The organism is Bifidobacterium miconisargentati, assembly GCF_019331675.1.
GTDB lineage: Bacteria > Actinomycetota > Actinomycetes > Actinomycetales > Bifidobacteriaceae > Bifidobacterium > Bifidobacterium miconisargentati.
Genome location: NZ_JAHBBJ010000017.1, coordinates 1 through 13,604, shown reverse-complemented (window position 1 = coordinate 13,604; position 13,604 = coordinate 1). Strand labels below are relative to the sequence as shown.

General features: G+C 63.2%; 10 protein-coding genes. All 10 read right to left on the bottom strand.

Features of this window, described 5'->3' with window-relative positions; translation table 11 throughout:
• Nucleotides 1-22: 22 nt before the first annotated feature.
• Nucleotides 23-1,060 carry an AEC family transporter gene (locus KIH81_RS10015; protein WP_214305181.1) on the bottom strand — a complete coding sequence of 346 codons (1,038 nt, stop codon included), beginning with the start codon at nt 1,058-1,060 and terminating at the stop codon, nt 23-25.
• A 148-nt stretch (nt 1,061-1,208) separates the two neighbouring features.
• Entirely contained in the window at nt 1,209-2,567 is a 1,359-nt protein-coding gene (locus KIH81_RS10010) for an MATE family efflux transporter (RefSeq protein ID WP_214305180.1), read from the bottom strand.
• A 183-nt stretch (nt 2,568-2,750) separates the two neighbouring features.
• Nucleotides 2,751-5,579, bottom strand: a complete 2,829-nt coding sequence (locus KIH81_RS12120) for an excinuclease ABC subunit UvrA (RefSeq protein WP_236029509.1) — start codon at nt 5,577-5,579, stop codon at nt 2,751-2,753.
• Between the two features lie 152 nt (nt 5,580-5,731).
• Nucleotides 5,732-6,100 carry a GntR family transcriptional regulator gene (locus tag KIH81_RS09995; protein ID WP_214305179.1) on the bottom strand — a complete coding sequence of 123 codons (369 nt, stop codon included), beginning with the start codon at nt 6,098-6,100 and terminating at the stop codon, nt 5,732-5,734.
• Nucleotides 6,097-7,095 (bottom strand): hypothetical protein, encoded by a 999-nt coding sequence (locus KIH81_RS09990; protein WP_214305178.1) that lies wholly within the window; start codon nt 7,093-7,095, stop codon nt 6,097-6,099. Before KIH81_RS09990 ends, KIH81_RS09995 begins: the two co-directional genes overlap by 4 nt.
• Before the next feature lie 297 nt (nt 7,096-7,392).
• Entirely contained in the window at nt 7,393-8,436 is a 1,044-nt protein-coding gene (locus tag KIH81_RS09985) for a zinc-dependent alcohol dehydrogenase family protein (protein ID WP_214305177.1), read from the bottom strand.
• Nucleotides 8,437-8,703: 267 nt separating this feature from the next.
• A complete protein-coding gene (gene tuf / locus KIH81_RS09980; RefSeq protein ID WP_214305176.1) occupies nt 8,704-9,903 on the bottom strand; it encodes an elongation factor Tu in 1,200 nt (399 codons plus the stop codon).
• A 173-nt stretch (nt 9,904-10,076) separates the two neighbouring features.
• Nucleotides 10,077-12,200 (bottom strand): elongation factor G, encoded by a 2,124-nt coding sequence (fusA, locus tag KIH81_RS09975; protein WP_109057244.1) that lies wholly within the window; start codon nt 12,198-12,200, stop codon nt 10,077-10,079.
• Nucleotides 12,201-12,224: 24 nt separating this feature from the next.
• Nucleotides 12,225-12,695, bottom strand: coding sequence for a 30S ribosomal protein S7 (gene rpsG, locus KIH81_RS09970; RefSeq protein WP_094667337.1), 471 nt, complete (start codon nt 12,693-12,695; stop codon nt 12,225-12,227).
• Between the two features lie 5 nt (nt 12,696-12,700).
• Nucleotides 12,701-13,072 (bottom strand): 30S ribosomal protein S12, encoded by a 372-nt coding sequence (rpsL, locus tag KIH81_RS09965; RefSeq protein ID WP_003808601.1) that lies wholly within the window; start codon nt 13,070-13,072, stop codon nt 12,701-12,703.
• Nucleotides 13,073-13,604: the final 532 nt, after the last annotated feature.

Genomic DNA, 13,604 nt, shown 5'->3' with positions numbered 1-13,604 from the left:
CGAGCCCGGCGGACGTCGTCCCTCAGAACACGATCGCGGAGACCACGGCCAGCGAGCACAGGGAGAACAGCGTGCTCACGAGCACGAATCCCACCGCGTATTCGGGCATGTTGTCCTTGCGGCCGGTGAACATCGCAATGGTGGTCATCGTGGGCAGACCCGCGATCACGGTAATCATCAGCACCATGTCGTGCGTAATCGGCACCGCGGCCGGCAGCCAGCCCACGACGGACGTAAGCAGCGCGTAGAACGCCAGCGGGAACGCGATCATCTTGGCCACGAGACCCACGTACAGTTCGTAACGACGCAGCACCTTCCACCAGCGGGTCAGTGCGAACAGGCCACCGAGATAGATGAGCGACATCGGCGTGGCCATATTGCCGATGGTGTGCAAGGGTTTCAGGATGATGTCCGGAACGCGCACGCCCAGCAGGATCAAGGCCAGCGCGATCATCACGCCGATGAAGGCGGGGTTGACGAAGCGGCGCAGCATGCCGAGCACTCGGGCGCCGAGCGTGGGACGCACGCCTTTCGCGCTCGTCGAACCCGCCGCGTTCCCGGTGTCGGGCGTTTCCCCGGCATCGTCGTGCCCGTCTTCGCGGACCGGTTCGCACAGCCACACGCCGTACGTCCACAGCAGCGCCTGATCGACGATGGACATGAGCGCCACGTAGATCGCGCCCTCTTTCGGGAACAGCGCCATGATGAGCGGGATGCCGATGAATCCGGCGTTGCCGAAGATAAGCGACGCCTGGAATATGTGGCTTCTGGAGCCGCGCAGACGCAGCAGATGCGCGAGCGCCCAGAACGTCAGGATGAGCAGGCCATACATCACGGCGGTGAGCAGCATCACGCCCCAGTTGGCTGCCAGATGCGAGCGGTCCGTGCCGTCCACGGCGTTCGAGAAGACCAGCACGGGGATGAGCACGTTGAGCAGCAGCGAGCACATGCCGTCCAGCGCCACCTTGCCATAGAAGCGCAGTCGAACGCATCCGTAACCCACCATGAGCATGATGAAAAAGCCGACCAACTGGCCGACCATCACACCGAACTGTCCCACTCATTCCCCTTTCACATCCTGGCTTCCCTTGTCGCTCCTTGCCGGAGAAGCTATCGACGGCAGCCGACCGAGGGGCCCATTGAGCAATATCCCGAACCTGATGTTAATCCGAACCTATCGCCACCCCGAGTCGCCGTAGCTACCGCAGCTACCGAAGCTGACGCAGGATGCGCCGCATGAACGGCACTGTCGTGGCGAACGTGAGCACGTCGGACACGGTTTGCGCCACCTCCACGCCGGTGATGCCGATGACGTGCGGCAGCACCAGCACGACTGGAGCCAGATACAGTCCGGTGCGGCATACCGCCAGGAACGAGGCGATACCGGTCTTGCCGAGCGTCTGGCTGATCATGTTGCCCATCATGTTCATGCCGTTAAGCGCCACGGACAGGCATTGGAAGTGCAGCGCGGCCACGCCCACCGCCACCACTTCCGGATCGGAACGGAAGATCTCTACCAATTGCGGTGCAGCCAGCCAGATCGCGATGCCGAGCACCAGCAGCACGCCCGTGGCGAGTTTCACGCAGAACCAGAAGCCTTCGCGCACGCGGGCGAACTTGCCGGCGCCGTAATTGTATCCGCACACCGGCTGGAAGCCTTGGCCGAGACCCACGATCACCGAGTTGACGCCAAGCATGATGCGCATCACGATGGCCATGCCGGCAATCGCCGCGTCGCCGAACGGATTGGCGGCGATGTTCACGCAGGTGGTGGCGATGGAGCCCGCGCCCTGACGCACCAGCGACGGCAGGCCACCGCCCGCGATCTCACGTAGCAGCAGCGCGTCTGGTTTGCAGTTGCGCAGCGAAAGCTTGAGGACACCGAATTTGGCACTCATGGTGGTCAGGATGATGAAGCTGACGGTTTGGCAGATGCCGGTAGCCAGACCCGCGCCGAAGATACCCAGATGCAGCACGAAAATGAACAGCGGCGCGAGCAGGAAGTTGAGCAGCGCGCCCGACACCAGGCCGATCATGCCGAATGCGGATTGACCCTGGTATCTGAGGAGCCCGTTCAACGCGAACGAGCCGCACACGCAGGGCGCGGCCACGAGAATCGGCGTCAGGTATTGCACGGCGTACGGCGCGATGGTGGCCGTCGAACCGAGCGCCACCACCAGCGAACGCAGCGTGCTCAGGCAGACGATGGTGACCAGCAGTCCGAAAAGCACGGCCCCCGCGAAGCCGAGCGCGAGCAGGCGGGATGCGCGTTCGTTGTTGCGTTTGCCGAGTTCGCGGCTCATCGAGTTGCCCGCGCCATTGCCGCAGAAGAAGCCGATCGCCTGCAGAATCGTCATGATGGAGAAGGCGATGCCGATGGCGCCGGACTGCGAGGTACCGAGCTGCCCGATGAAGAACGTGTCCGTGAGGTTGTACGCGGTGGTCACCAGATTGGAGATGACGGCCGGCAGGCAAAGCCTCAGAATCAGCGGACGGACCGGTTGTTCGGTCATTTGCCGGTATTTTGCGTCCGCTGTCGCGCGTTTGATGCCTAGAACCTGAGCCACGCCGGTTATCCTACTCCCCTGCCGCGTCCGTGCTTCCGCATTGCCCGCCTTGCGAGGGCAGGGCTGTCACTTCCAATCGGCAGTTTCCTGGAACTACCCCTCAGTCGGCTTCGCCGCCAGCTCCCCTGACAAGGGGAGCCGAAGGAAAGGCCCACGGCGGTCGCACCCACATCATTATGCGAGTCAAAGGATATGCAGGTATTTGCCGGTGACGCTCGCCGGGTTGGCGGCGATCTGTTCGGGTGTGCCTTCGCCCACGATTCGTCCACCCGCCTCGCCGCCGCCTGGGCCGAGGTCGATGATCCAGTCGGCGTTGGCGATGACGTCCAGATCATGTTCGATGACCACCACGGTGGCGCCGGATGCCACGAGCCGGTCGAAGACGCCGAGCAGCACACGCACGTCGAGCGGGTGCAGGCCGATGGTCGGCTCATCGAACACGAACACGGCGTCCGACTGGACCTTGCCCATCTCACTGGCGAGTTTGAGCCGCTGCGCCTCGCCGCCGGAGAGGGCGGGCGTCGGTTCGCCGAGCGTCAGATAGCCAAGTCCCAGATCGTGCAGCGTGGTCAGTCTGGCGTGGACCTTCCGCATGTCGGCGGTTACGGCCAGAGCCTCGTCCACACTCATCGCCATGAGCTGCGGCAGGGTCAGCGAGCGCGGCGGTTCACCGGTCGCGACCGTATCCTGTATGCCCTTCCCGGCAACTCGATTGGTCTTGTCAGCGGCGGCGTCCGTGCCATCGGCCGTACCGCCTTTGCCAGCTTTACCGACTTCACTGGCCTTACCGGCTTTCCGGACGGCGACCGGTCGGTGAATCAGGCTCGCCGCGGGCGCGTATCGGGAGCCACGGCAATCAGGGCATGCGATGGTCACGTCCGGCAGAAACTGCACGTCCAGCGAGATGGACCCGGTGCCGTCGCAGGTAGGGCAGCGCAGACGTCCAGTGTTGTAGGAGAAGTCGCCGGCCTTGTATCCGCCCGCCTTGGCCTCGTCGGTACGGGCGAACGCGCGGCGCAGCTCATCGTGGATGTCGGCATAGGTGGCCACGGTGGAGCGAACGTTGGCACCGATCGGCGTGGCGTCGATGAGATTGGCACGGACGATGCCGTCGGCTTCGAGTTTGCGGACGTGCGCGGGCAGCGGGCCGCCGGCCGCCGCGGCCTTGAGCGCGGGGATCAGCGTTTCCAGCACCAGCGTGGTCTTGCCGGATCCGGATACGCCGGTGACCGCCACCAGCCGGCCGCGCGGGATGTCCACGCTGAGCGGCTTGACGGTGTGCAATGGGCCGGTTTCCAGATGGATGCGGCCGAGCGCGAACATATCCGGATTGTCCGGTGACGTGACCACGGCACCATCACCGACCTGAATAGCATCGCAGGCTGCGACGGCACCGCTGACCTGACCGGTGCCGCAGGTCGCGGCGGCGTCGGTTGTGGCAACGTTGTCGGTTGCGACAACGTCACGGTCAGCACCAGCACCACCTGCCGATGCCGCACCGACACGCGCCCGCACGCGCCGCTGCCCATCCTCCGTGAGGAACGGCGCGATACGGCTGCCGGCGGTGCGCTCCACGTCCGACACCGCGCCCTGCGCGATCACATGACCACCTTCGGCACCGGCGACCGGCCCCATTTCGATGAGATGGTCGGCGGCTTTGAGCACGCGCACATCATGGTCGACCACCACCACGGAATTGCCGTCCGCCACGAGGTCACGCATCACACCGAGCAGACCGTCCACGTTCGAGGGATGCAGGCCGATGGACGGCTCGTCCAGCACGTACAGCACGCCGGTGGTGCGGTTGCGCACGGCCCGGGCCAATTGCACACGTTGGCGTTCGCCTGTGGACAGGGTCGCCCCGGCACGGTCGAGTGAAAGGTATCCGAGGCCGAGTTCCAGCAGCCGTCGGGCCACGTCGAGGAACGATTCGCAGATGTTCGTGGCCATCGATTGCATTTCGGACGGGAGCGAGCCGGGCACGCCACGCACCCATGCCACCGCATCGTCCAGGGTCATGGCGGTGGCTTCGGCCAGATTCAGCCCCTCGATCTCGGGCGCGCGGGCGGCCTTGCTCAGTCTGGTACCACCGCAGTCCGGGCAAGGCTTCTCCTCGAGGAATCGAGCCACACGCTTCAATCCCTGCTCGTCCTTGGCCTTGGCGAGCGCGTTTTCGACGGTATAGACGGCGTTGTAGTAGGTGAAGTCGAGTTCGGCGAAATCGTCGCCCTTCTTCGGCCGGTAGAGGATGTGCTTCTTGACGGCCGGGCCGTTGAATACGATGTCACGCTCCTCAGGCGTGAGCTCGCGGAATGGCACGTTGGTACGCACGCCCATCGCGCCGCACACCTGCTTCATGAGGTCCCACATGAGCGAGCCCCATGGCAGTACGGCACCGTCGTCGATGCTTTTCGATTCGTCTGGAACCAGGGCCGCACGGTTCACTTCGCGCACGACGCCGGTACCGGAGCAGGTGGGGCATGCGCCGCCGGAGTTGAAGGCCAGCGATTCCGCGCCGGGAGCATGAAATTCCTTGCCGCAATGCGCACACACGGTGGGCAGTTCGGCAGCCACGTTCATCGTGGGCCGCTGCCGTGCGCCACAATGGGGACATACATGCGAGGCGCAGCGGGAGAACAGCAGACGCAGGCTGTTGAGCAGTTCAGTCATCGTGCCGAACGTGGAGCGGATGCCGGGCACGGCGGGGCGCTGGTGCAGGGCGAGCGCGGCCGGCACATGCAACACCTCGTCCACTTGTGCGCGGGAGGCCTGGGTCAGACGCCGGCGCGTGTACGTGGAGAGCGCCTCCAGATACCGTCGGGAGCCCTCCGCGTACAGCACGCCCAATGCCAGCGAGCTTTTGCCGGAACCGGACACGCCGGCGATGCCCACCAGTTCTCCCAACGGCACGTTCACATCGATGTTCTTGAGATTATGCACGCGGGCGCCGCGCACTTCGATGGCGTTCGGCCGCCGCCTGCGATCGGTCTGCGACATGTCCTGTTTCTGCATCGCCCCACCCGTTTCCTCTCATTGATGCAACGCATCTCATTGTAAAGAGCACGGAAGTCCACGGACGGAAATCAAACCGCCTGATATGCCAGCGGCACGATTGTGACCGGCGTGCGATGCGGCCGATCCCTATCCGCAGTTATCCGCGTCGCTCACCATTGAGCACGAAGGGCGTTCAGCGCGTCATCGAATGTCGCGCCGAGGCCGTGCGCCCGTTGCGCATAGGCACGGGCGGCCTGGAGCAACGGCTCGGGAATCGTGGGCACGTGTCGGATGCGTGCGGCACGGCCCGGCGCGGTTTCGATGACCCCGCTTTCGGCGAGCTCGGCATAGGCCTTGGCCACCGTGCCGGGGGCGATGCGTAGGTCCCCGGCGAGCTGACGCACCGAAGGCAGTTTGTCGCCGTCGTGCAGGGCGCCGACGCGCACCATGCCTTCGATCTGCGCGCGAATCTGTTCGTAGACGGGAGTAGGCGACGATTCGCGGATCACCAGACGCAGTTCGCCCCCTCCGCCGCTCATCGCCGCACTCCACGGTTCGGGCTCGTCCACAAGCGTACGGCCGAGATGCATGCCAGGACCAGATAGATGCAGGCGACCACGGCCACCACGCCGCCCATGATGATCTGCGCATTGCCCAGCGTGGGATACACGTCGTCCGCATACGCCGGGGGCAGCGAGCCGTAATTGGTGCCGACGCGCACTGTGGCGGCACCGGCCACCACCAGCACGCCGACCGCATAGGCGAGCATCGCGCCGGAGGACAGGAACACCGCGAACCGGGTCAGCAGCACGCGCCAGGCCTTGTCTTCCTCGGCATATCGCGGGTCAGGCGAACTGGGAGCGTGCGCGATGCGCCACAGCGCCAGACAGGTCAGGGCGACCAGCACCAGCGTGACGACGATCAACGGCACCGCATAGTACGCGCCCGGATACGGTCCGGAAGAACTCACCAGTTCGCCGTTCCGGTTGGTCAGCGAGATGTTGCGCATCAGGCCGGAATCGTCGGGACTGGCCGTGGCCATAGTGAAGCCGAGGTACGCGATGAGCAGCGCTGCGGCGAGCAGCGGTTGCATGAGCACGTATCGCCGGGCGTAGGTCCACGGTTCGCGTGATTCGAGCGATGCCACACGCACGCCGGCGGTGGTGCGTCGCACGGGAGCGTCCGGAAACGGCAGTGCGATGACCGCCATGACCGCCGATGCGGCGAGTCCCGGCGTAAGCGCCGCGATGAGGTACATGCTTTGCGGCAACGCATCGTTGATGACGAGTCCCGCAACGAGCACCACGGCACCAGCGAGCAACGCCATCAGCACACGATGCCGGGCTGCGAAGAGCGGTCCGTCAGCGGATATCGGCGGATTGCTGCCGGCTGATCCTGTCCGCGTCGAGAGTGAGGGCTCGTGATTCATGCGCAGCAACGCCCTGATCACCAGCACCAATACCGTGATGGTGAGCACCAGCATCAGCAGCCAGATCAGCATCGCCACGATTACATAGGACGCCATGATTGCCATCGCAATCACCCCATTCCTCATTGGATGAGCAGTCGCGCCGTATGGTCATCATCGACCACCAACGCAAACTGCACCATACTTCTAATACAGTTTAAAGTGTATCAGAAGTATGGTGCAGTTTCAATGAGTATTGAGCAATGAGTGCCCGCACAGATGAGAAGCGGGCTGCATGAATGCTTCCCTCAATCAGCTTCGCTGACAGCTCCCCTCAGGGAGGGGAGCCTGCTGGGCGGTGCAAGAATCCGGTCGGGTTCGGGGACAGCGCCCCTCAGAGAGGGAGCCCGAGTATCGCAACGTTCAGAAGCGGATCAGGGACTTGATGGCCTTGCGCTGGTCCATGGCCTCGTAGGCTTCCTGGATGTGGTCGAGGTCGAATTCGGCGGTGAACACGCGGCCGGGGTTGATCTCCTTCTTGAGCACCGCATCGAGCAGACCGGCGTGAAGATCGTAGTGACGCACCGGGGCCGGACCGCCCTTGATGCCGATGTTGCCGTAGAACGTGCCTTCGGCGCTGATCTCGACATCATGCGGCAGGCCGACACGGCCGATCACGCCGCCGCGGCGGATGAGGCCGATGGCGGTATCGAAGGACTGCTTGGAACCCACGCATTCGAGTACGGCGTCCGCGCCGTAGCCGCCGGTCATTTCCAGCACCTTGTCGATGGCAGCCTGATCGCGTTCGGCCACGATGTCCGTGGCGCCGAATTCGCGGGCCAGCGCGGCACGGTCCTCATGACGGCTCATGGCGATGATGCGCTTGGCACCGAGCATATGCGCGGAGAGCACGCCGCACAGGCCCACGGCACCGTCGCCCATCACCACGGCGGTGTCGCCGGGCTTGACTTCGGCGGATGCTGCGGCGTGATAACCGGTGGACATCACGTCGGCGATGGTCAGCAGGGATGCGAGCGTGGCGTCGTCGTAATCCTCGGGAGAGCCGGGCACCTTGACCACGGTGCCGTCGGCCTCGGGCACGCGCACGTATTCGGCCTGGCTGGCGCCGAAGTAACCGCCGTGCGGGCACACGGATTCGAAGCCGGCCTTGCACACCGGGCACTTGCCGCAGCTGTACGGGAAGGGCAGCACCACGAAGTCGCCGGGCTTGACGGACGTGACCTCGGGGCCGACTTCCTCGACCACGCCGATGGACTCATGACCGATCTGGCTGTGCTTGGGATGTCCGGAGAGTCCGCGGAAATACCACAGGTCGGATCCACAGACGCAGGCGCGCACCACGCGCACCACCGCGTCATCGTCCTGTTCGAGGCGCGCCTTCGGGATTTCCTCCACGGCCATCTTGCCGGGTTCCACGAACATAGCGGCCTTCATGGTCTCACTCATAATCATCGCTCCTTGTCGTTGCGGCTTTCCTCTATTGAACAACCGCTCGATAACGAAATCCAATAACCCTCAGCAATGTCGGGCCATGCCCTGCACTTATGGATTACGAACGTGTGCTCCCAGCGCAAGCCATACCGTATATGGTTTACCACTCAGGTCTCTTGCCTTTCGGCAATCGTTCGCATACAAGAAATCCCCTCCGGGACGAACCCGAAGGGGATTTCCTAAGACGCTAGTTCAAGCGCACTAGATCTTGTCTGATGGAAATCAGGCGAGGATCTTGGTGACTCGACCGGAGCCCACGGTGTGGCCACCCTCACGCACAGCGAAGGTCAGGCCCTCCTCCATAGCGATGGGCTGAATCAGCTCAACGGTGAAGGTAGCGTGGTCGCCCGGCTGAACCATCTCGACGCCTTCCGGCAGCTCGATGACGCCGGTGACGTCGGTAGTGCGGAAGTAGAACTGCGGACGGTAGTTGGAGAAGAACGGCGAGTGACGGCCACCCTCATCCTTGGTCAGCACGTAGACCTCACCCTCGAACTTGGTGTGCGGGGTGACGGAGCCCGGCTTGGCCAGAACCTGGCCACGCTCGACGTCGGTACGGTTGATGCCGCGGAGCAGCAGACCGGTGTTGTCGCCAGCCTCGCAGGCGTCCATCGTCTTGTGGAAGGTCTCGATGGAGGTCACGGTGGTGGACTGGGTCGGACGAATACCGACGATCTCGACCGGGGAGTTGACGGCCAGCTGGCCACGCTCCACACGGCCGGTCACCACGGTACCACGGCCGGAGATGGTGAAGACGTCCTCAATCGGCATCAGGAACGGCTTGTCCAGGTCGTGCACCGGGGTCGGGATGTACTCGTCGACGGCATCCATGAGCTTCTTGATCTGCTCAACCCACTTCTCGTGGTCCGGAGCGTCATCGTGCAAGGCGCCGTAAGCGGACACGCGGATGATCGGGCAGTCACGATCGAAGCCGTTCTCGTCGAGGAGGTCACGGACCTCTTCCTCAACGAGCTCGATGAGCTCCTCGTCCTCGACCATATCGCACTTGTTCAGGGCGACCAGGATCTTCGGGACGCCCACCTGACGGGCGAGCAGCACGTGCTCGCGGGTCTGGGCCATCGGGCCGTCGGTGGCGGCCACAACGAGGATGGCGCCATCCATCTGGGCAGCACCGGTAATCATGTTCTTCACGAAGTCGGCGTGGCCCGGGCAGTCCACGTGAGCGTAGTGACGCTTCGCGGTCTGGTACTCGATGTGGGCGATGTTGATGGTGATACCGCGGGCCGCCTCTTCCGGAGCGGAATCGATCTGGTTGAAGTCGTACTCCGGGTTGACATCCGGGAACTCCTCGTGCAGCACCTTGGAGATGGCGGCAGTCAGGGTAGTCTTACCGTGATCGACGTGGCCGATGGTACCGATGTTAACGTGCGGCTTAGTACGCTCGTACTTTTCCTTTGCCATTACTCTTTGTCCTCCTGGACGTCTCGTGAGTGTATCCATGCTGGTCGCATGGGGACTCGCTTATTCTACTGGGTTTCTGGGTTATGTGCCACATTGAAGAGCCAGAACCCAGTCAGCGGTACACGATTTTACCGCTGACTGGAGACACTGGCCACTTCAACGGGCAGCGCGTGTCACTCGCCGCGCTGGGCCTTGATGATCTCCTCGGAGACGCTCTTCGGCACCTCGTCGTAGGAGTCCATCTCCATGGTGAACATGGCGCGGCCCTGGGTCTTGGAACGCAGGTCGCCGATGTAGCCGAACATCTCGGACAGCGGGACCTTGGCGTCGATGACCTTGACGCCGATGGCGTCGGTCATGGACTGGATGTTGCCACGACGCTGGTTCAGATCGCCGATGACCTCGCCCATGTACTCCTCCGGAGTACGGACCTCGACCTTCATGATCGGCTCGAGGATGACCGGCTTGGCCTTCGGGGCGGCTTCCTTGAAGCACATGGAGCCCGCGAGCTTGAAGGCCATCTCGGAGGAATCGACCGGGTGCATCTGACCATCGGTGACGGTGGCCTTGACGCCCACAACCGGGAAGCCGGCGAGAATACCGGATTCCATGGCTTCCTTGACGCCAGCCTCGATGGACGGGATGAACTCCTGGGAGATGTGACCGCCGGTGACGGCGTTCTCGAACTCGAAGGTCTTGCCCTCGGTGGTGTCGAGCGGCTCGAAGTTCATCAGGACCTTTGCGAACTGGCCGGAACCACCGGTCTGCTTCTTGTGGGTGTAGCCCTGGTCCATGACGGCCTTGCGGATGGTCTCGCGGTAGGCGACCTGCGGCTTGCCCTGGTTGCACTCCACCTTGAACTCGCGACGCATACGGTCGACGATGATGTCGAGCTGGAGCTCGCCCATGCCGGCGATCAGGGTCTGGCCGGACTCCTCGTCCGTGGTGACCTGGAAGGTCGGATCCTCTTCGGCCAGCTTGGCGAGGGCGATGCCCATCTTCTCCTGGTCGGCCTTGGTCTTCGGCTCGACGGCCACCTGAATCACCGGATCCGGGAAGGTCATGGAGTCGAGGGTGATCGGATCCTCGATGGAGCACAGGGTGTCACCGGTGGTGACGTTCTTCAGGCCCACGAAGGTGTAGATGTTGCCGGCATCGGCCACATCCATCGGGTTCTCCTTATCGGCGTGCATCTGGAAGATCTTGCCGATACGTTCCTTCTTCTCGCGGGTGGAGTCGAGCACGTTGTCGCCCGGCTTGACGGAGCCGGAGTAGACGCGCACGAACACGAGCTTGCCGTAGAACGGGTGGGTGGAGATCTTGAAGACCAGAGCCGAGAACGGATCGGACTTGGTCGGATGACGGTCGATCTCGACGGACTCGTCGCCGGGCTTGTAGCCCTTGATGGCCGGCACGTCCTCCGGGGACGGCAGGTAATCGACGACGGCGTCCAGCATCGGCTGCACACCCTTGTCCTTGAAAGCGGAACCGCAGAAGACCGGGAAGGCTTCCTTGGCGATGGTCAGCTGACGCACGCCGGCGCGGATGTCTTCCTTGGACAGGTCGCCGTCCTCGAAGAACTTGTTCATCAGGTCGTCGTTGGCTTCGGCGGCGGCTTCCACGAGCTTCTCGTGGTACTCCTCGGCCTTGTCCTGCAGATCGGCCGGGATGTCGGTGGTGTCGTACTTGGCGCCGAGGCCCTCGGTGCCGTTCCAGACATAGGCCTTCATCTCGACCAGGTCGACCACGCCGGCGAAGTCGTTCTCAGCGCCGATCGGCAGCTGCATGACGATCGGGTTGGCGCCCAGCTTCTCCTTGATGGTGTCGACGGAGTAGTAGAAGTTCGCGCCGAGCTTATCCATCTTGTTGACGAAGCAGATACGCGGCACGCCGTACTTGTCGGCCTGACGCCACACGGTCTCAGACTGCGGCTCCACACCTTCCTTGCCGTCGAACACGGCAACGGCACCATCGAGCACGCGCAGGGAGCGCTCCACCTCGGCCGTGAAGTCCACGTGGCCAGGGGTATCGATGATGTTGATCTGGAACTTGTCCTTGGTGTCGTGCGTCTGGCGGTTCCAGAAGCAGGTGGTGGCGGCGGACTGGATGGTGATACCGCGCTCCTGCTCCTGAGCCATGAAGTCCATGGTGGCGGCGCCATCGTGGACCTCACCGATCTTGTAGCTCTTGCCGGTGTAGAACAGAATTCGCTCGGTAGTGGTGGTCTTACCGGCATCGATGTGAGCCATGATGCCGATATTGCGGACGTCGTGGAGGTCCGAAATCTCTTCAGCCATCGTTTTTCCTTATTTCTTCCTGGATTACCAGCGGTAGTGAGCGAAGGCCTTGTTAGCCTCTGCCATCTTATGAGTATCCTCGCGACGCTTGACAGAAGCGCCGAGGCCGTTGGAGGCGTCCAGGATCTCGTTGGCCAGACGCTCGGCCATGGTCTTCTCACGACGGGCGCGGGAGAAGTCGGTCAGCCAGCGCAGAGACAGAGTGTTGGCGCGGTTCGGCTTGACCTCGACCGGCACCTGGTAGGTGGCGCCACCGACGCGGCGGGAACGCACCTCGAGGGACGGACGGATGTTGTCCAGGGCGCGCTTGAGCACGGCCACCGGCTCCTGGTCGGACTTCTCCTTGACGATGTCGAGAGCAGAGTACACGATGTCCTCGGCGATCGACTTCTTGCCGTCAAGCAGAATCTTGTTGATGAGCTGCGCCACCACGGTGGAACCGTAGATCGGATCGGGCAGCACGACGTGCTTCTTGGAAGGTCCCTTACGTGACATATCTCTTACTTCGCCTTCTTTGCTCCATACAGGGAACGACCCTGCTTACGGTCCTTGACGCCCTGGGTATCCAGCGCACCACGCACGATGTGGTAACGCACACCCGGCAGATCCTTCACACGGCCGCCGCGCACGAGCACGATGGAGTGCTCCTGCAGGTTGTGGCCCTCGCCCGGGATGTAGGCGGTGACTTCGACGCCGGAGGACAGACGGACACGAGCGACCTTACGCAGAGCCGAGTTCGGCTTCTTCGGGGTGGTGGTGTAGACACGGGTGCACACGCCGCGGCGCAGCGGGCTTCCCTTCAGAGCCAAAGTCTTGGACTTCTTCGGCTTTGCCTGACGTCCCTTACGGACGAGCTGTTCAATAGTAGGCAACTTGAATTCTCCGATTCAGTGGTTTCTCTTGCATTCGTGCGGCCGCCGCACTGCAGCCCCACTCCCCTGAACCTGCCAAGGCATGTCTGTTCGCAGAATGCCCGACGAATCGGAAAAGTTAGCCCAGTCCACCGGCCCGATGGCCCTCCAGTCTCCCGCGCCGTATTGCTGCGTGCGTTCACAGACTTGAGGGATATCCCAACGCGCACGCCTATCACATAAGGCATGCCGTTGGCACACACGAATATCTATATTACGGTTCCGCCGGACAACGGCGCATCCTCGCGTGTTGCCCCGTACACCCCGTAAACGGCAGGTGCCCCCGGGGAGACCTTGTCACCCGGGGGCACCGCCAAATCTTTAGTTATTGTGAATTATATCACTTTTCCGTCACTTTGCGGCGGCAGCGACGTGCCTCACGTTTTTTGAGCGCGTAGGGTGTGGTGGTGCCTCATCGGGAATGAGCGCGAACGGTATCGGTCCTGTTTGGCTTGTCTTATGGAAGACAGGATCAGCATGGCGACGAAGCGGC

Excerpts from the sequence above, each read along its gene's own strand:
- KIH81_RS09985 (WP_214305177.1), bottom strand. The coding sequence starts at position 8,436 with ATGAGTGAGACCATGAAGGCCGCTATGTTCGTGGAACCCGGCAAGATG.
- KIH81_RS12120 (WP_236029509.1), bottom strand. The coding sequence starts at position 5,579 with ATGCAGAAACAGGACATGTCGCAGACCGATCGCAGGCGGCGGCCGAAC.
- fusA (WP_109057244.1), bottom strand. The coding sequence starts at position 12,200 with ATGGCTGAAGAGATTTCGGACCTCCACGACGTCCGCAATATCGGCATC.
- rpsG (WP_094667337.1), bottom strand. The coding sequence starts at position 12,695 with ATGTCACGTAAGGGACCTTCCAAGAAGCACGTCGTGCTGCCCGATCCG.
- tuf (WP_214305176.1), bottom strand. The coding sequence starts at position 9,903 with ATGGCAAAGGAAAAGTACGAGCGTACTAAGCCGCACGTTAACATCGGT.
- KIH81_RS09990 (WP_214305178.1), bottom strand. The coding sequence starts at position 7,095 with ATGGCAATCATGGCGTCCTATGTAATCGTGGCGATGCTGATCTGGCTG.
- KIH81_RS09995 (WP_214305179.1), bottom strand. The coding sequence starts at position 6,100 with ATGAGCGGCGGAGGGGGCGAACTGCGTCTGGTGATCCGCGAATCGTCG.